Annotated in this window: 5 protein-coding genes; all 5 read left to right on the forward strand. The window is 68.6% G+C overall.

Annotated elements, in window-relative coordinates; translation table 11 throughout:
- Nucleotides 1-148: 148 nt before the first annotated feature.
- Nucleotides 149-4,144, forward strand: coding sequence for an amino acid adenylation domain-containing protein (locus ACQ859_RS18475; RefSeq protein ID WP_431266593.1), 3,996 nt, complete (start codon nt 149-151; stop codon nt 4,142-4,144).
- Nucleotides 4,141-6,369: a non-ribosomal peptide synthetase gene (locus tag ACQ859_RS18480; RefSeq protein WP_431262151.1), complete on the forward strand. Its 2,229-nt coding sequence runs from the start codon at nt 4,141-4,143 to the stop codon at nt 6,367-6,369. The genes ACQ859_RS18475 and ACQ859_RS18480 overlap by 4 nt, the downstream gene beginning before the upstream one ends.
- The gene (locus ACQ859_RS18485; protein ID WP_431262152.1) at nt 6,297-13,448 is read left to right on the forward strand and encodes an amino acid adenylation domain-containing protein; all 7,152 of its coding nucleotides are present in this window, start codon (nt 6,297-6,299) and stop codon (nt 13,446-13,448) included. The genes ACQ859_RS18480 and ACQ859_RS18485 overlap by 73 nt, the downstream gene beginning before the upstream one ends.
- The gene (locus tag ACQ859_RS18490) at nt 13,445-19,870 is read left to right on the forward strand and encodes an amino acid adenylation domain-containing protein (RefSeq protein ID WP_431262153.1); all 6,426 of its coding nucleotides are present in this window, start codon (nt 13,445-13,447) and stop codon (nt 19,868-19,870) included. The genes ACQ859_RS18485 and ACQ859_RS18490 overlap by 4 nt, the downstream gene beginning before the upstream one ends.
- 213 nt (nt 19,871-20,083) lie before the next feature.
- The gene (locus ACQ859_RS18495; protein ID WP_431262154.1) at nt 20,084-20,629 is read left to right on the forward strand and encodes an aspartyl/asparaginyl beta-hydroxylase domain-containing protein; all 546 of its coding nucleotides are present in this window, start codon (nt 20,084-20,086) and stop codon (nt 20,627-20,629) included.
- Nucleotides 20,630-20,631: the final 2 nt, after the last annotated feature.

The following is a 20,631-nucleotide window of genomic DNA, read 5'->3' on the forward strand; positions in this document are numbered from 1 at the left end:
GCCAGCCGTACGAAGCCCCGGTGGGCCGGCTGGAGCAGTCGCTGGCGCAGATCTGGCAGGACCTGCTGGGGGTGCCGCGCGTCGGCCGTCACGACAACTTCTTCGAGCTTGGGGGCACTCGTTGCTGGCGGTGCGCGTCATCGTGCGGGTGCGCCAGGAGTTGGGCGTGGAGACCAGCCTGCGCTCGCTGTTCAATCAGCCGGAGCTGGCTGCGTTTGCGCAGAGCGTCGCACAAGCGGGAGCGGACACCGGTGTGGACACCGATGCAGACACAGGCGCGAAGCTGCCCGCGCACATCGAGCGCGCCGATCGCAGCGGCCCGCTGCCGGTGTCGTACGCGCAGCAGCGGCTGTGGTTCCTGGACCGGCTGGACGCAGCCGCCGGCGCGGCGTATCACATGCCCGTGGCGCTGAAGCTGAGCGGGGCCTTGAACCGCGAAGCCCTGCAAGCCACGCTGGACGGCCTGGTCCGTCGCCACGAGATTCTTCGCACGCGGTTCGCCAGCGTGGACGGGCAGACCGTGCAGTTGATCGACGGACCCGACACCGGCTTCCGGCTGCAGGAGGTGGACCTGAGCACGCTGGCGGAGCCGCAGCGGACCCGCACGGCGGAGCAGCTCAGCGAGCAGGAGCAGCGCGCGCCGTTCGACCTGGCGCAGGGGCCGCTGATCCGCGGCCAGTTGCTCAAGCTCGACGAGCAGGAGCACATCCTGCTGCTCACGCAGCACCACATCATCTCCGACGGCTGGTCCACCGGCATCATGGTGCGCGAGGTGAGCGCGCTGTACGAGGCACACAGCCAGCGCGACACGCATCGCCAGGGCCGCGAAGATGGCGACGATCGCGAAGACGGCAACGAAGGTGTGCTGCCACCGCTGCCCATCCAGTACGCCGACTACGCGGTCTGGCAACGCCAGTGGCTGCAAGGCGAGGTGCTGCAGCAGCAGAGCCAGTACTGGAAGCGCGAACTCGCCGGCGCGCCCGCGCTGCTGGAACTGCCCACGGACAGGCCGCGGCCGGCCGAGCAGAGCTACGAGGGCGCGCAGTGGCGCTTCGAGATTCCCCCGGCGCTGGCGGCGGGGCTGCGAAACCTGGCGCAGAGCCAGGGCGCGACGCTGTTCATGACGCTGCTGGCGGGCTGGTCGGTGCTGCTGAGCCGGCTCAGCGGGCAGAAGGACATCGTGGTGGGCACGCCGGTGGCCAACCGCCAGCGCAGCGAGGTGGAGGGGCTGATCGGGTTCTTCGTGAACACGCTGGCGCTGCGGGTGCGGCTGGACGACGACCCGACGGTGCAGGCGCTGCTGCAGCAGGTCAAGGCCAGCACGCTGGCGGCGTACGAGCACCAGGACCTGCCGTTCGAGCAGGTGGTGGAGGCGCTGCAGCCGCAGCGCAGCCTCAGCCACAGCCCGTTGTTCCAGAACATGCTCAGCCTGAACAACACGCCGGTGCAGGGGGCGCTGCAGCTCAGCGGCCTGCGCATCAGCACGCTGGGGCAGCAGGGCGGCAGCACGCAGTTCGACCTGAGCCTGGCGCTGACGGAGACGCCCGAGGGCCTGAGCGCCACGCTCAGCTACGCGAGCGCGCTGTACGAGCCGGCCAGCATCGAGCGGCTGGCGGGGTACTGGCTGACGCTGCTGCAAGGGGTGGTGGCGTCGCCGCAGGGCCGCGTCAGCGCGCTGCCGCTGCTGAGCCAGGACCAGCGCCAGCAACTGCTGGAGACCTTCAACGCCACGGCGCGGGCTTATCCGCAGGACGAGCGGATCCATGCGCTGTTCGAGGAACAGGCGAGGGTGCGGCCGCAGGCGACGGCGCTGGTGTTCGAGCAGCAGCAGCTGAGCTACGCGGAGCTCAACGCGCGGGCCAACCAGGTGGCGCACCGGTTGCTGGCGCTGGGCATCCAGCCCGACGACCGGGTGGCGATCTGCCTGCACCGCGGCGTGGAGATGGTGGTGGGGCTGCTGGGCATCCTCAAGTCCGGGGCGGCCTATGTGCCGCTGGACCCGGCGTATCCGGCGGCGCGGCTGGCCTACATGCTGCAGGACAGCGAACCCGCGGCGGTGCTGACGCAGCAGGCGCTGGTGCAGGACATGCGCCAGGGCGTGGCCATCGGGGTGCCGGTGCTGGCGCTGGACGGGGCCGAGGCGGCGCTGCTGAAAGAGCAGCCCACCCATGATCCCGACCCGGTGCAGCTGGGGCTGACCGCCAGCCACCTGGCCTACATCATCTACACCTCCGGCTCCACCGGGCAGCCCAAGGGCGTGATGGTGGAACACCGGCAGGTGGTGCGTCTGCTGACGGCGACCGAGGACTGGTTCCACTTCGACCACCGCGATGTCTGGACACTCTTCCATTCCTTCGCTTTCGACTTCTCGGTCTGGGAGCTGTGGGGCGCCCTGGCCAAGGGCGGCACACTGGTCCTTGTTCCCTACCTCACGAGCCGCTCCCCGCAAGCGTTCCACGAGCTGCTGAGCACGCATCGCGTGACGGTGCTGAACCAGACGCCCAGTGCCTTCCGGCAGCTCATCGCGGCCCAGGCGGCCAGCCCGCTCGCGCATCAGCTGCGCGTGGTGATCTTCGGCGGCGAGGCGCTGGAGCCGACCATGCTGCAGCCCTGGTTTGATCGCGAGATCAACCGGGACACGCGCCTGGTCAACATGTATGGCATCACGGAAACGACGGTCCACGTGACCTACCAGCCGCTGACTCCGTCCATGGCCGGCGAGCGGGGCCACAGCCCGATCGGTCGCGCGATTCCCGATCTGCGCATCTATGTGCTGGATGAGACGGGGAATCCGGCGCCGATCGGTGTGACGGGTGAGATGCATGTCGGCGGCGACGGCGTGGCGCGGGGCTACCTGAACCGCGATGACCTGACGCAGCAGCGCTTCCTGTCCGATCCGTTCAGCGGGCAGGCCGGTGCGCGGATGTACCGCACGGGCGATCTGGCCCGTTGGCGGGACGACGGCAGCCTGGAGTACCTGGGGCGCAACGACCACCAGGTCAAGATCCGAGGCTTCCGCATCGAGCTGGGCGAGATCGAAGCCCGTCTGGCGTCATGCGAGGGCGTGCGCGATGCGGCGGTGCTGCCGCGCGACGACGAGGCCGGCCAGAAACGCCTGGTGGCCTACCTGACCGCCCATCCCGGGCACGAGCTGTCGGCCGCACAGTTGCGCAGCCACTTGTCCACGATGCTGGCCGACTACATGGTGCCCAGCGCATTCGTGGTCTTGGCGGCGCTGCCGCTGACCTCCAATGGCAAGCTGGATCGCCAGGCGCTGCCCGCCCCCGACACGGCCGCCCTTGCCACCCACGACTACGTCGCTCCCGCCACCCCGACCGAAGCGCTGCTGTGCGAGACGTGGTGCGAGGTGCTGGGTCTGGCGCGTGTCGGCGTCAACGACAACTTCTTCGATGTGGGCGGCGATTCCATCCGCAGCATCGCCATCGTGGCCAAGGCGAGGGACCGAGGGCTGACCCTGGCCATCGTCGACCTCTTCAAGTCGCCGACCATCCGGGGCCTGGCGCAGGCCCTGGCCTCCAGCGGAACGGCTGCCTCGGTGGATGAGTCGCAGGTCCAGCTGAGTGACGCGGATCGGCAGTTGCTGCCCGCGCACGTGGAGGACGCTTATCCCGTCACCCTGCTGCAGATGGGCATGGTGTTCCACAACGCGCATGACGAGGCTGCGGGGCTTTATCACGACGTCACCAGCCACCAATTGACGCTGACGGCCTGGGATCCCGCCGCGATGCAGGCGGTGCTGGCTGCGATGGTGCGACGCCATCCGGCCTTGCGTACCGCCTTCGATCTGCATCGCTACAGCGAGCCGATGCAGGTGGTGCATGTCGATGCTTCCCTGCCGCTGCAGGTCTTCGACATTCAGCATCTGGACGCCGACGCGCAGAACCGGCAGATCGCGGCCTTCATGCAGCAGGAGCATCAGACGCGCTTCGCGCTCGAAGCGCCGCCGCTGCTGCGCGTGTTCGTGCACCTGCGTTCAGCCGACTCGATCCAGATCACGCTGAGCTTCCATCACGCCATCCTGGATGGCTGGAGCCTGGCGGCGCTGCAGACCGGCCTGGTGAATGCCTATGCCGCCCTGATCTCGGGGAGGCCGCCGACGCGGCGCAGGCGCCGCTGGCCGTGACCCCGCGCCACACCATTGCGCAGGAACGTCAGGCCCTGCGTTCGGAGGCGCATCGGGCATTCTGGGCCGGATATCTGGCGGACTGCGAGTTCGCCGCGCTGCCGCCCGCTGAACCGGAAGTCGATCCCGAGGCGCCCCGCAACGAGGCGGTGGAATTGTCCGAGGGGGTCTGCGCCCAACTGCGTGCCCTGGCCAGTGATCTGGGCGTGCCGATGCGCTCGCTGCTGCTGGCGGCACATCTGCGCATGGTGGCCACGCTGTCGGGCGCAGAGGACGTCACCACCGGGCTGGTCGCGAACGTCCGTCCGGAAGTGACCCACGGGGACCAGGTGCTGGGGCTGTTCCTCAACACGCTGCCGTTCCGCCAGAAGCTGCTGGACATGAGCTGGAAGGCGTTGATCCGCCAGACCCACGACAACGAGATCGGGGTGATGGCGTACCGCCACTATCCCTACTTCCAGCTCTACGTCGACCACCACCGCAAGCCCTTCTACGAGACCACCTTCAACTACATCAATTTCCATGTGTATGAAGGGCTGCATGCCGACATCAAGGCGGAGGGATTCCGCGGCGACATCGAGCTGACCAACAACGCCCTGGCCGTGGATTGCTTCCAGCGGCCCAACCAGGGCATCGGCATCAAGATCGATGCGCGCTCGCTCTCGGCGAGCCAGGAGCGGCGCGCGCTCGGTTACTTCGTCGCCATCCTGGAAGCGATGGCGCGCAACCCCGAGGCCTCGCATGCGGGGCAGTCGTTCCTGTCGGACGCCGAGCGGCATGACCTGCTGGAGCGCTTCAATGCGACGCCCTCGGTGCCAGCGGTTCATCCGCTGATCCACCGCGGCTTTGAAGTGCGCGCCGCCACGCACCCGGACGACGTGGCCGTGATCCATGAGGGCCTGGCGTTGACCTATGGACAGGTCAACGCCAGCGCCAACCGTCTGGCGCATCAGCTGCTGCAACTGGGCGTGCGGCCGGACGACCAGGTGGCGATCTGCATGGCGCGCTGCCCCGACCAGCTGGTGGCGCTGCTCGGCATCCTCAAGGCCGGCGCCGCGTACGTGCCTATGGATCCGCAGCATCCGCAGGACCGGCTGAACTACATGCTGCAGGACTGCGACCCGGCGGTGCTGATCGTGCAGCAGTCGATGAGGGCCCGCTTCGAAGCGGGTGCCACACCGGTGATCACCATCGATCCCGCGGAGAGCGTCGACCGGTTCATCCAGGCATCGGTGGATCCGGCGGCCGGAAATCCGCAGATCCCCGAACTCGGCGCCAGCCACCTGGCCTATGTCATCTACACCTCCGGCTCCACGGGCATGCCCAAGGGCGTGCTGGTGGAACACGGGAATGCCGTCAACCTGATCGAAGCGCACATCCGCACCTGCGAGCTGAGCGAAGCGGATCGCGTGCTGCAGCTGGCGTCGTTCGGCTTCGACAACTCGATCACCGAGATCTTCCCCACCTTGCAGGTGGGCGGGCAGATCGTGATGCGGCCGGCCGAGTTGCTGGTGCCCGACCACGAGTTCATGGCGTTCCTGGCTCGACATGGGGTGACGGTCGCGGACCTGCCCACCTCCTTCTGGCACCTCTGGACGGGCGAGATGCGGTTGGGGCGGAGCATGCCCTGGGAGACGCTGAGGCTGGTCATCGTGGGCGGCGAGAAGGCCGAGCTGCGTCATCTGGAGGCCTGGTCGGCAGCGGGGGCCCCGCAGTCGATCCGCTGGATCAATACCTACGGGCCGACCGAGGCCACGGTCTACGCGACCGTCTTTGCCTGGGATCCCGACCAGGGCCTGCCGACGTCCGAGATCCCGATCGGCCACCCGGTGGAGAACAGCGTCGTGCGTATCCTGGACGGCTTCGGCCAGCTGTCCCCCGTGGGCGTGGTGGGTGAAATCCATCTGGGCGGCGTGCAGGTGGCTCGTGGCTATCACGAGCGCCCCGAGCTGACGCAAAGCCGATTCATCGCCGACCCCTACGGCGACGCATCGTCGCGTCTCTACCGCACCGGGGATCTGGGTCGGTGGACATCGGCCGGTCTGGTCGAGTACGTGGGCCGCAATGACTTCCAGGTGAAGATCCGGGGCCACCGGATCGAGATGGGGAAATCGAGGCCCGCCTGGCGGCATGCCACGCCATCCGGGAGGCGGTGGTCCTGGCTCGCGAGGAAGCGGGTGGCGACAAGCGGCTGGTGGCGTATGTCACCGCCGAGGAGGGCATGACGCCCTTGTCCGCGGAACTGCGCAGCGCGCTGCTCGCGACGCTGCCCGAGTACATGGTGCCGGTGGCCTTCGTGGTGCTGCCGCAGATGCCGCTGACGCCGCATGGCAAGCTGGACCGGCAGGCCCTGCCCGAGCCCGGCCAGGCCTCCGTCGTGACGCAGACCTACGAACCGCCCCAGGGCGCCATCGAGGAGACGATCGCCGTCATCTGGCAGGACCTGCTCGATCTGGAGCAGGTGGGCCGGAACGACCACTTCTTCGAACTGGGCGGCCATTCGCTGATGGCGGTGAGCCTGATCGAGCAGCTCCGTCTGCAGGGACTGATCGTGCCGGTGCGCAGCATCTTTGCGGCACCGACCCTGGCCGCCTTCGCCCGGGCGGTGGCGGGGCAGGAGGCTGAGCGCACCGAATCGCCTGCGCTGCCGGCCGGTGGCATCGAACCCGGCTGCGAGCGCGTGACGCCGGAGATGCTGCCGCTGGTGAGCCTGACGCAATCGGAGATCGACGGCCTCGTCGCCGGCGTGCCCGGCGGGGTGTCCAACCTGCAGGACCTCTATCCGCTCGCGCCGCTGCAGGCGGGGATCCTGTTCCACCACATGCTCGAGACCACGGGCGATCCTTACCTGCTGCGCCTGGTGCTGGGCTTCGACAGCCGCGACCGGCTGGATCGGTTCCTGGATGCGCTGCAGCAGGTGATCCAGCGCCACGACATCCTGCGCAGCGCCTTCGAGTGGGAGCATCTGTCCAGCCCGGTGCAGGTGGTCTGGCGGCAGGCCACGCTGCCGGTGGAATCGCTGCGTCTGACCTCGACCGACGATGCCCTGGGCGAGCTGCTCACGCGGGTCGATCCGCGTCAACGACGGCTGGATCTGCGCCAGGCGCCCTTGATGGCCGCCTACATCGCGGCCGACACGTCCTCGCCCTCGTGGTTCCTCACGCTGCTCAACCACCACCTGATCGGTGACCACGTGACGCTGGATCTCATCGTGGAAGAGGTCCGGGCGATCCTGGAGGGGCGCAGCGAGGACCTGCCCGAACCGGCGTCCTACCGGGCCTTCGTGGCGAGCGCGCTGAAGACCGATCAGGCTGCGCACGACGCCTATTTCGGACGCCTGCTCGGCGACGTGACCGAGCCCACGGCGCCCTTCGGGCTGCTCGACGTGCAAGGCAGCGGGGCTGGCGTCCGGGAGACGCTGCTGGGTCTGGACGACGGCTTGGCGTCGCGCATCGACGGTGTCTCCCGCCAGCTCGGCGTGACGCCGGCCGTGTTGTTCCACGTCGGCTGGGCGTTGCTGTTGAGCCGCTGCACGGGCCGCGACGATGTGGTCTTCGGGACCGTGCTGCTCGGTCGGATGCAAGGCGCCAGCGACGCGCAGCGGGTGCTGGGCATGTTCATCAACACGCTGCCGGTGCGCATTGCCACGGGGACGGTCAGTGTGGAGGAGGCCGTGCGTGCGTGTTATGCGCAGCTGACGGCGCTGCTCGTTCACGAACAGGCGTCGCTGGGGTTGGCGCAACGCTGCAGCGGTGTGAAGGCGCCGATGCCTTTGTTCACGACGCTGCTGAACTATCGCCATATCCAGGATGCCGAGGGCGCTGCCGCTGGTGGACAGGGCTCGGGACTGGCGGGCGTGGTCACCTATGCGCATGAGGAGCGCATCAACTATCCGATCGGCGTCGCGGTGAACGACCTGGGCGGGGCGTATTCGGTGTCCATGCAGTGTGACGGCGTGGATCCGGAAGGCGTTGCGCGCATGTTCGTGCGCAGCGTTGAAGTGCTGGTGGACGCCTTGCAGCGCGAGCCGGGACAGGCCCTGACATCGCTCGATCCGTTGCCGCTGCTTGAGCAGCATCGCCTGCTGAATGATTTCAACGCCACGGCCGTGGCCTATGACGACGGCGCGCTGTTGCACGAGCAGTTTGAAGCTCAAGTGCGCGCGCAGCCACAGGCGCTTGCGGTGCGGGACGATGTGCAGGCGTTGAGCTATGGCGAGCTCAATGAGCGGGCCAATCGCGTGGCGCACCGGCTGCTGGCGCTGGGCGTGCGGCCGGACGACCGGGTGGCCCTGTGCGTGTCGCGCGGGGTCGGGATGGTGGTGGGGTTGCTGGGCATTCTCAAGTCCGGGGCCTGTTATGTCCCGCTGGACCCGGCGTATCCGGCATCGCGCCTGGCGCACATGTTGAGCGACTGCGAACCGGCGGTCGTGCTCACCGAGCAGGCCCTGGTGGCCGCAGTGCAGGCGGTGGCCCCCGAGGGTGTGCCGCTGCTGGTGCCGGACGGTGCCGATGCCGCGCTGCTGCAGACGCAGCCGAGCCACGATCCCGACACACGGGGCGCGCATGGCCTGAACAGTCGTCACCTGGCCTACATCATCTACACCTCGGGCTCCACGGGGCTGCCCAAGGGCGTGCAGATCGAGCATCGGTCGGTGCTCAACTTCCTGGGCGCCATGACGGCACTGCACGGCGTGAGCCGTGAGGATTCGGTGCTGGCGGTGACGACGCTGTCCTTCGACATTGCGGGACTGGAGCTGTACCTGCCGCTGGTCAATGGCGCGCGCATCGTGCTGGCCAGCCGGGAGACCGCGAGCGACGCGGCACAACTGCAGCAGGCGCTCGAGCAGTCCGGCGTCACGCTGATGCAGGCCACGCCGGTGACCTGGCGCATGCTGCTGGACAACGGCTGGACGGGCCGGGCCGGGCTGCGGGTGCTGTGCGGCGGCGAAGCGCTGTCAGGTCCGCTGGCGCAGCGGCTGAGCGGCTGTGTGGCGCAGCTGTGGAACCTGTACGGTCCCACCGAGACCACCGTCTGGTCCACCGCGCACTGCATCGCGCCGGAGCAGGCGGGCGTCCAGCCCGTCGAATCCATCGGCCGCCCGATCGCCAACACGCAGATCTACATCCTGGACGCGCAGGGACGACCGGTGCCGGTGGGCGTGGCGGGAGAGCTCCACATCGGGGGCCACGGGGTGGCCCGGGGCTACTGGAAGCGACCGGCCCTGACACACGAACGGTTCGTGGCCGATCCGTTCAGTGCCGAGGCCGATGCGCGGATGTACCGCACGGGCGACCTGGCGCGTTGGCGGGACGATGGCAGCCTGGAGTACCTGGGCCGCAATGACCATCAGGTCAAGATCCGGGGCTTCCGGATTGAGCTCGGAGAGATCGAAGCGCGGCTGGTGCAGTGCCCTGGCGTGCGGGAAGCGGTGGTCGTGGCCCGTGAAGACGTGGGCGGGGACAAGCGACTGGTGGCCTACCTGACGGCGCAGGCTGGGCACGAGCAGGGGAACGGGCTGGCGGTGAGCGCGCTCAGAAGTGAGCTGAGCCAATCGCTGGCCGAGTACATGGTGCCCAGTGCGTTCGTGGTGCTGCAGTCGCTGCCGCTGACGCCCAACGGCAAGATCGACCGGCAGGCGCTGCCGGCACCGGATGCGGATGCCCTGGCCAGCCAGCCGTACGAAGCCCCGGTGGGCCGGCTGGAGCAGGCACTGACGCAGATCTGGCAAGAGCTGCTGGGTGTGCCGCGCGTTGGCCGTCACGACAACTTCTTCGAGCTTGGGGGTCACTCGTTGCTGGCGGTGCGCGTCATCGTGCGGGTGCGCCAGGAGTTGGGCGTGGAGACCAGCCTGCGCTCGCTGTTCAATCAGCCGGAGCTGGCTGCGTTCGCGCAGAGCGTCGCACAGGCGGGCGCGGACACCGGCGTGGACACCGATGCAGACACAGGCGCGAAGCTGCCCGCGCACATCGAGCGCGCCGATCGCAGCGGCCCGCTGCCGGTGTCGTACGCGCAGCAGCGGCTGTGGTTCCTGGACCGGCTGGACGCAGCCGCCGGCGCGGCGTATCACATGCCCGTGGCGCTGAAGCTGAGCGGGGCCTTGAACCGCGAAGCCCTGCAGGCCACGCTGGACGGCCTGGTCCGTCGCCACGAGATCCTGCGCACGAGGTTCGCCAGCGTGGACGGACAGACCGTTCAACTCATCGACGGACCCGACACCGGATTCCGGCTGCAGGAGGTGGACCTGAGCACGCTGGCGGAGCCGCAGCGGACCCGCACGGTGGAGCAGCTCAGCGAGCAGGAGCAGCGCGCGCCGTTCGATCTGGCGCAGGGGCCGCTGATCCGCGGGCAGCTGCTCAAGCTTGACGAGCACGAGCACATCCTGCTGCTCACGCAGCACCACATCATCTCCGACGGCTGGTCCACCGGCATCATGGTGCGCGAGGTGAGCGCGCTGTACGAGGCACACAGCCAGCGCGACACGCATCGCCAGGGCCGCGAAGATGGCGACGATCGCGAAGACGGCAACGAAGGTGTGCTGCCACCGCTGCCCATCCAGTACGCCGACTACGCGGTGTGGCAACGCCAGTGGCTGCAAGGCGAGGTGCTGCAGCAGCAGAGCCAGTACTGGAAGCGCGAACTCTCCGGCGCCCCCGCGCTGCTGGAGCTGCCCACGGACAACCCGCGGCCGGCCGAGCAAAGCTACGAAGGCGCGCAGTGGAGCTTCGAGATTCCCCAGGCGCTGACGTCGGGGCTGCGGGCGCTGGCGCAGAGCCAGGGCGCGACGCTGTTCATGACGCTGCTGGCGGGCTGGTCGGTGCTGCTGAGCCGGCTCAGCGGGCAGAAGGACATCGTGGTGGGCACGCCGGTGGCCAACCGCCAGCGCAGCGAGGTGGAGGGGCTGATCGGGTTCTTCGTGAACACGCTGGCGCTGCGGGTGCGGCTGGACGACGACCCGACGGTGCAGGCGCTGCTGCAGCAGGTCAAGGCCAGCACGCTGGCGGCGTACGAGCACCAGGATCTGCCGTTCGAGCAGGTGGTGGAGGCGCTGCAGCCGCAGCGCAGCCTCAGCCACAGCCCGTTGTTCCAGAACATGCTCAGCCTGAACAACACGCCGGTGCAGGGGGCGCTGCAGCTCAGCGGCCTGCGCATCAGCACGCTGGGGCAGCAGGGCGGCAGCACGCAGTTCGACCTGAGCCTGGCGCTGACGGAGACGCCCGAGGGCCTGAGCGCCACGCTCAGCTACGCGAGCGCGCTGTACGAGCCGGCCAGCATCGAGCGGCTGGCGGGGTACTGGCTGACGCTGCTGCAAGGGGTGGTGGCGTCGCCGCAGGGCCGCGTCAGCGCGCTGCCGCTGCTGAGCCAGGACCAGCGCCAGCAACTGCTGGAGACCTTCAACGCCACGGCGCGGGCTTATCCGCAGGACGAGCGCATCCATGCGCTGTTCGAGGAACAGGCGAGGGTGCGGCCGCAGGCGACGGCGCTGGTGTTCGAGCAGCAGCAGCTGAGCTACGCGGAGCTCAACGCGCGGGCCAACCAGGTGGCGCACCGGTTGCTGGCGCTGGGCATCCAGCCCGACGACCGGGTGGCGATCTGCCTGCACCGCGGCGTGGAGATGGTGGTGGGGCTGCTGGGCATCCTCAAGTCCGGGGCGGCCTATGTGCCGCTGGACCCGGCGTATCCGGCGGCGCGGCTGGCCTACATGCTGCAGGACAGCGAACCGGCGGCGGTGCTGACGCAGCAGGCGCTGGTGCAGGACATGCGCCAGGGCGTGGCCATCGGGGTGCCGGTGCTGGCGCTAGACGGCGCGGAGGCGGCGCTGCTGAAAGAGCAGCCCAGCCACGATCCCGACCCGGTGCGACTGGGGCTGACCGCCAGCCATCTGGCCTACATCATCTACACCTCCGGCTCCACCGGGCAGCCCAAGGGCGTGATGGTGGAGCACGGCGGACTGAGCAGTCTGGCGCATGCGCAGATCGCGCAGTTCGGGGTCACCCCGTCCAGCCGGGTGCTGCAGTTCGTGTCGCTCAGCTTCGACGTCTGCATCTCCGAGATCACGATGACCTTGTGCAGCGGCGCCACCTTGCTGCTGGCACCGGCGGGCGATCTGTTGCCCGGTGAGCCGCTGCTGCAATCGCTTCGCACCTTGGGCGCCACGCACATCACGCTGCCGCGCGCCGCGCTGGCCGCACTGCCGCCACAGGCCGATCTGGGGGCGGTGCGCACCCTGATCACCGGCGGCGAGCTGTTGCAGCCCCAACTGGCGGCCACCTGGTCGGCACAGCACGCGCTGTTCAATTCCTACGGCCCCACCGAGACGACCGTCTGCGCCACCGTGTACGAGTGCCTGGCAAACGACCGGGAATCGATTCCGATCGGCCGGCCCGTTGCGGGCAAGCGGATCTACATCCTGGATGAGCACGGTGCACCCGTGCCGCTGGGCACCACGGGAGAGATCCACATCGGCGGCTCGGGCGTGGCGCGTGGTTACTGGAACCAGCTCGAGCTGACCCGGCAGCGTTTCCTGCCCGATCCCTACGGTGCACAACCCGGTGCACGCCTGTACCGGACCGGGGATCTCGGGCGCTGGCTGCCCGATGGCAATGTCGAATTCCTCGGCCGCAACGATCATCAGGTGAAGGTCCGGGGCTTCCGCATCGAGCTGGGCGAGATCGAAACCCGCCTGGCGTCATGCCAGGGCGTGCGCGAGGCGGTGGTGCTGGCCCGCGACGACGAGGGCAGCCAGAAGCGTCTGGTGGCCTATGTGACGGCCGATCCGGGGACCGAGTTGGCCACCACGCAGCTTCGCAGCGAGCTGGCCGGCCTGCTGCCGGACTACATGGTGCCGAGTGCCTTCGTGGTGCTGGACGACCTGCCGCTGACACCCAACGGCAAGGTCGACAGGCAGGCCCTTCCTGCGCTGAACCCATCGGCGGTCTCCGAGCGCCATGTGGTACCGCGCAACGCGACCGAGGCGGCGGTGAGCCAGGTGTGGGCCACGCTGCTGCAGCTCGACCGTGTCGGCGTCACCGACAACTTCTTCGACCTGGGCGGGCATTCGCTGCTGATCGTCAGGCTCCATCAGGAACTCGACCTGATGTATCCGGGACGCCTGGCCATGTCGGACTTCTTCACGCACACCACGGTGGAGCAGATCGCGGCGTTCCTGGGGGGCGAACAGGACCAGGACGCACCCGCCCAGCGCGGGGTGTCGCGTGCGGAGGCGCGCAAACGCAGCGCCGCGCAGCAGCGTGACAGGCGATCAAAGCTCGGCCGGCATCCAACGACGGGAGGGGAGTCATGACCCAACGGAACGACAACGACAACGACAACAAGATCGACCTCAACACCGACCTCGATGCCGAGCAGAGCATCGCGATCATCGGCATCGCGGGACGTTTCCCCGATGCCGCCACGCTCGAGCAGTTCTGGAAGAACCTCCACGACGGACTGGATTCCGTGCATCCGATCTCCGACGACGAGCTGCGTCGGGCCGGTGTGGAGGAGGCGCTCATCGCCGACAGCAGCTATGTGAAGGTGGCGTCCATGCTGTCGGACATCGACCTGTTCGATGCCGAGTTCTTCGGCATCGCGGCGCGCGAGGCCGAACTCATGGACCCGCAGCACCGCCTCTTCCTGGAGTGTTCCTGGGAAGCGCTGGAGCATGCGGGATACAGCCCGCGTGACTACGAGGGGGCCATCGGTGTCTTCGGCGGTGTCGCGGAAAGCGCCTACCTCTTCGAGAACATCGCCTCGAATCCGGCGGTGATCCGCGCCATGGGCGGCCGCGCCATCATGCAGGTCAACCAGAAGGACTTCCTCTGCGGCCGGGTGGCCTACGAGCTCAATCTCCGTGGACCCGCCCTGGTCGTGCAGACGGCCTGTTCGACCTCGCTGGTGGCGGTGCACGTGGCCTGCCAGAGCATCCTCAACGGCGAGTGCGACATGGCGCTGGCCGGCGGCGTGGCCCTCTCCAACCTCCAGAAGACCGGCTACAGCTTCGTGGAGGGCGGTATCCAGTCGGCGGACGGCCATTGCCGCGCCTTCGACGCGGAGGCCACCGGCATTGTGGATGGCAGCGGCATTGGCCTGGTGGTGTTGAAGCGCCTGTCAGAGGCCCTGGCGGACGGCGACTACATCCACGCGGTCATTCGCGGATCGGCCATCAACAACGATGGGTCCGACAAGATCAGCTTCACCGCACCCAGCGTGGACCGACAGGCGGCCGTCATCAGCGAGGCCTTGTCCATCGCGGACGTGACGGCGGACTCGATTGCCTATGTCGAAGCGCATGGCACCGGCACCCGGCTGGGGGACCCCATCGAAGTGCGCGCGCTGAGCAAGGCGTTTGCGCTCACCAGTGCCAGGAAGCAGTATTGCGCGCTGGGCTCGGTCAAGACCAACCTGGGTCATCTGGACACCGCGGCAGGCATCGCCGGCCTGATCAAGACGGTGCTGTCGCTGCAACACCGGCAGATCCCTCCCAGCCTGCACTTCAGGGCACCGAACCCGCACATCGACTTTGCGGCCAGTCCGTTCTACGTCAACAGCACGCTGGGCGCCTGGCCGGACCTGGGAACGCCCTTGCGGGCCGGCATCAGCTCGTTCGGCGTGGGCGGGACCAACGCGCACGTGGTGCTGGAGGAAGCGCCGGCGCGGGTGAAGCGGGCGCCGTCGTCCCGGCCGCAGTTGCTGCTGCTGTCCGCCAAGACGCCCGCCGCGCTGTCCGCCGCCGCGACCAACCTGTCCAGTCATCTGGACCGTCATCCGGAGGTGGCCGCCGCCGATGTGTCCCATACGCTGATGTCGGGTCGCCAGCAGTTTGAATACCGCCGCAGCGTGGTCTGCATCGACGGGCCGGATGCCGAGGGCAGGGCGCGCAGCTTCGGTACGGCCCATTCGGGCAGAAGCCGTGGCAAGGGCCAGCCCGAGGTCGTCTTCATGTTCCCCGGCGGGGGCACGCAATATGTCGGCATGGGGCGGGCGCTGTACGCGTCGGAGCCGTGCTTCAGGCAGCAGGTCGACCGCTGCGCCGCGCTCGCGCAGCCGATCCTGCAACTGGACCTGCGCACCGTGCTGTTCCCCGAGGACGATCAGGTGGCCGCCGCGCAGGCGCAGATGAAGCCGCTGCAGGTGTCGCTCGTGGCGCTCTTCACCTTGGAGTACGCGCTGGCCAGGCAGTTCATGGACTGGGGCGTCAAGCCGGCGGCCATGATCGGCCACAGCCTCGGCGAATACGTGGCCGCCTGCCTGGCGGGTGTGTTCTCGCTGCCGGATGCGCTGAAAGTGGTGGCGGAACGGGGGCGGCTGATCGGCGCGCTGCCGCCGGCGAACATGCTGGCGGTGCTGCTGCCGCCGGAGCAGGTGAGCCCGTGGCTGGGGGAGGACCTGTGGCTGGCCTGTGTCAACGCGCGGCAGGCATGCACCGTCGCCGGGACCCCCGAGGCCACCGAGGCGCTCGCCGCCCGCTGGACCGAAGCCGGGGTCGAGTTCCAGTTTCTCCGGGGCTGGCCGGCCTCCCACTCCGGCCTGATGGCGCCTATCCTGGACTCCTTCCGCGCGGTGGTCGCCAGCGTGGCGCTGAACGCTCCCACGCTGCCCTTCCTGTCCAATCTGTCGGGGGACTGGATCACGGATCAGCAGGCGAAGGACCCCGACTACTGGGTGGGTCACCTCGGCAACACGGTGTGCTTCGCGCAAGGCGTCGACAAGCTGATGTCACGCCAGCTGGAGGTGTTCCTGGAGGTGGGGCCAGGGCACACGCTCTGCAATCTGGTCAAGCGTGACCTGCAGCCGGGCACGGCGTGCAGCACCATCGATGCGTTGCCGCGCCAGGATGAGGACGCCAGCAGTCAGGTGACCGCCTTTGCGGCGCTGGGTCGCCTCTGGACGGTGGGCTGCGCCGTCGATTGGGCGGCGGTGTACCGCGACGAGCCGCGTTCGCGCGTGCCGCTGCCGACCTACCCCTTCCAGCGCAAACGCTACTGGATCGGCAAGGGCGTGTCGGCCGCGGGCTGGGACGCCAGCGGACAGCGGAGCGACCCGGTCGGGCAAGGCGGGCAGGGCGCGACACTGCCGGCGACCGACGGGGCGCCGATGACGGCGCCGGCCCACGACGGGGCCGCATCGCTGGCGCTGCATGCCCGGCCGGACCTGCCCAACGAGTTCGTGGCACCGCAGTCGGCCACCGAGCGCGAACTCTGCGCGATCTGGGAAGCCTTGCTGGGGGTCGGCCCGATCGGCGTCCACGATCACTTTTTCTCCCTGGGCGGCAGCTCGCTCATCGCCATCCAGCTGGCCTCGCGCATTCGCACCCGGCTCGGTGCCGAAGTCCCCTTGCGGACGCTGTTCCGCGAGTCCACGGTGGCGGCGCAGGCGCAGGAGGTCGAGCGGATGCGTGGCCCGCAGGGCGGGCCGGCCTCGGGCAGCATTCCCCGCCGCACCGTGACGGACCTCGTGCCGCCCTCGTACTCCCAGCAGCGGCTGCTGTTCATCCATCAGCTCGATCCTGCCGCCGATGCGGCCTATCACATCCCGAAGTCCATCCGTATCCTCGGGCCGCTGGATCGGGCCCGGCTCAAGGCGGCGTTGGACACGGTCGTGCGGCGCCACGAGGGTCTGCGGACCTGCTTCGGCACCCTGGACGGTCAGGCGGTGCAACTCGTCGGGCCGGCCGACACGGGCTTTGCGCTGAAGGAGGTCGATCTCGGTGGCCTGCCCGCGCAGGCGCAGGCGCAAGCCGTTCAGCGCCTGAGTGACGAGGAGGAGCAGGCGTCATTCAGCCTGTCGGAGGGGCCGCTCATCCGGGGCCTGCTGGTGCGCTTGTCCGACACCGAGCATCTGTGGGTCGTCACCCAGCACCACATCATCTCCGACGGCTGGTCCATCGGGATCATGGTCCGCGAGGTCTGCACGCTGTACGAGGCCTTCGGCGAAGGCCAGCCGGATCCGCTGCCGCCGCTCCCGATCCAGTATGCCGACTACGCGGTCTGGCAGCGCGCCTGGTTGACAGGCGAGGTGCTGGACGCGCAGGTCGCCTACTGGAAACAGCAGCTCGGGGGCGCCCCCGCGTTGCTGGAACTGCCCACCGACCGGCCTCGCCCTGCCTTGCAGAGTTATGTGGGCGGACATCGGCCGTTCGAGGTGTCCCCGGCATTGACCGACGGACTGCGCCAGCTGTCCCAGCGACACGGCACTACGCTGTTCATGACGCTGCTGGCCGGATGGTCGGTGCTGCTGAGCCGGCTCAGCGGCCAGCACGACATCGTCGTGGGCACGCCGGTGGCCAATCGGCAGCGCAAGGAGACGGAAGGACTGATCGGCCTGTTCGTCAACACGCTGGCGCTGCGCGTCCGGCTCGACGGCGACCCCACCGTCGAACAGCTGCTGCAGCAGGTCAAGGCCAGCACCCTGGATGCCTACGAACACCAGGACCTGCCCTTCGAGCAGGTGGTGGAAGCGCTGCAACCCCAGCGCAGCATGAGCCACAGCCCGCTCTTCCAGGCCATGCTGAACGTTCACAACACGCCGGGGGACAGCGCGTTGTCCGTGGCCGGACTGCGCTTCCTTCCCGAGGACTCCCGTGAGGACACCGCGCTGTGCGATCTGATGCTGTCCCTGCACATCGGCAGCGACCGGATCACGGCGGACCTCAACTACGCCACGGTCCTGTTCGATGCCGCCACCATCGAGCGCCTGCAGGATCACCTGCTGACCGTGCTGTCCGGCATGGTGATGGCGGATGACCAACGACCTGTCAGCCAGTTGGCACTGCTGAGCGATGAGCAGCGCCACACGCTGTTGGAGGGCTTCAACGCCACGCGATCCGACGACACGCGCGACCGGCTGATGCATGAGCTCTTCGAGGCGCAGGTCCGGGCGCATCCGGAGCGGCTGGCCCTGGTGTGCGATGACGAGCGGCTGAGCTATGAAGCGCTCAATGCGCGCGCCAATCGCCTGGCTCACGCGCTGCTGGCCACGGGCGTCCGGCCCGACGACCGTGTGGCGATCTGCATGCAGCGCAACGTGGCGCTGGTGGTGGCGGTGCTGGCCGTGCTGAAGGCCGGAGGGGCCTACGTCCCGCTGGATCCCGCCTATCCGGCCGAGCGTGTGGCCTACATGCTGTCCGACTGCGAGCCGGTGGCGGTCCTGACGCAGAGGCTGCTCCAGCACGACGTCATGCGAGCGTTGCCCATCGGCGTGCCGATGCTGGTGGTCGACGGGATCGACGAGGCCCGCATCGCGGAGCAGGACGAGCACGATCCCGGCCGTCAGTCCTTCGGCCTGGCACCGGGCCACATGGCCTATGTCATCTACACCTCCGGCTCCACCGGGCAGCCCAAGGGCGTCGCCATCGAGCACGGCAATGCGGTGAACTTCATCCAGTGGGGCAGGGAGGCTTTCAGCACCGACGAGCTGGCCATGACCCTGTTCTCCACCTCGATCAATTTCGACCTGCATGTCTTCGAGCTCTTTGTCCCGCTCAGCGCCGGGACCTCGATCCGTCTGGTGCCCGATGCGTTGACGCACGACGATCGTTGGAACGACGTGACGCTGATCAATACCGTCCCCTCGGCCATGCAGTCCCTGCTGGACAACGATCGGCTGCCTGACGCCCTGCGCTGCATCAACCTGGCCGGAGAACCGCTGCGGGGCACGCTGGTGGAGCGGGCGTTCGCCTCATCGCGCACGCGCAGGGTGGCGAACCTGTATGGCCCCTCGGAGACCACGACCTACTCGACCTTCGTGTCGATGGATCGCAGCGAAGGGTTCCGGCCCGGCATCGGCCGTCCGGTGGCCAACACGCGGGTGTACGTCCTGGATGCCCATGGTGCCCCGGTGCCGCTGGGCGTGATCGGTGAACTCCACATCGGCGGCCATGGCGTGGCGCGCGGCTACTTCAACCGGGACGAGCTGACCCGGCAACGCTTCCTGCCGGACCCCTTCAGCGATCAGCCGGGTGCGCGCATGTACAAGACCGGCGACCTCGGTCGATGGCTGCCGGACGGCACCCTCGCGTTCCTGGGTCGCAATGACCATCAGGTGAAGATCCGCGGCTTCCGCATTGAACTGGGCGAGATCGAGACGCGGCTGCTGCAGTGCGCCGGCGTGCGCGAGGCCGTGGTGCTGGCCCGGGAGGATCAGGACGGCGACAGGCGGCTGGTGGCCTACCTGACGATGCACGACGGGGAGCCGGTGACCGCCGCGCAACTGCGCGACGAGCTGGCGCGCAGCCTGGTCGAATACATGGTGCCCAGCGCCTTCGTCGTGCTGCCCGAGCTCCCGCTGACCCCGAACGGCAAGATCGACCGCAAGGCGCTTCCCGCGCCGGACGAGGACGCCCTGGCCAGCCGGACCTACGAGGCGCCGGCCACGGACCTGGAGCAGACCCTGGCGCAGATCTGGCAGGACCTGCTGGGAGTGGGACGCGTCGGCCGGCACGACCACTTCTTCGAACTGGGCGGCCATTCCCTGATGGCGGTGCGTCTGCTGCGACGTGTCGACGACGCATGCGGTGTGGATGTGCCCATGCGCGACCTCTTTGAGCGGCCCGTGCTGCGGGAGTTTGCGGAGTGCGTCCAGCAACTGCAGTTCCAGGTCTACATGGGCGCGGACATCGACGCGTTGAAGCAGGAACTCGGCGGTCTGTCCGAGAGCGAACTGCGGGCGATCCTAGACAACGACGGGGCGGCGGCGCGTGCGGGCGTCAGCCCGCAGCCGCAGTGAACACCAGGGGGAATGCATGACACCGTCGATCGAGCAAGGACTGGATGAGATTCGCGGTCGCCACGGCGCGGACTCGGTACTGCGGGTGGAGCGCATGCTGCAGGGCAAGCGTCAGGACCGGCATCCGCTGCAGAAGCAGGCCAAGTGGATCATGCCCGGCCTGACGTCCAAACCCTGGCATGACCCCTTGAACACGAGGCGCTGCGTCCCATCGTGCAGGGGCTGGAGCAGTTGCACCCGGAGATCAAGGCGGAGCTGCTGCAGACCTCGAAGGCGGGCGCGCTGGTGGACTACGGCCACTACAAGGGGGTCCAGAAGGACTGGAAGGCGCTTTACCTCTTCCGGAACGGGCGGGCGGTGGAAGAGACGGCGCACTGCGTGCCGCAGACCTTCCGTTTCATGAAGGAGCAGATCGGGGACTGGCTGTGCCCGTTGCTGGAGATGCACTTCTCGACGCTGCTGCCGGGCGCCCGGATCGCGCCGCACTGCGATCTCTGGAACTTCACCATCAATCTCCATCTTGCGGTGGATATCCCGTCGGGCTGCGTGCTGAGGGTGGCCAACGTGGATCACCAGTGGGAGGAGGGGCGCTGCCTCCTGTTCGACTACTCCTATCTTCACGAGGCCTGGAATGCAGGGGACCGGTCGCGGACCTGCCTGCTGGTCGATCTGTGGAACCCCGAGGTGACGCTGGCCGAGCGTGAGGCCCTGGTCCTGGTGGTGCAGGAGCTGCGGCGTCTCACCGGTGAGCACGTCTGAGA

Source organism: Roseateles chitinivorans (assembly GCF_050632235.1).
Lineage (GTDB): Bacteria > Pseudomonadota > Gammaproteobacteria > Burkholderiales > Burkholderiaceae_C > Roseateles > Roseateles chitinivorans_A.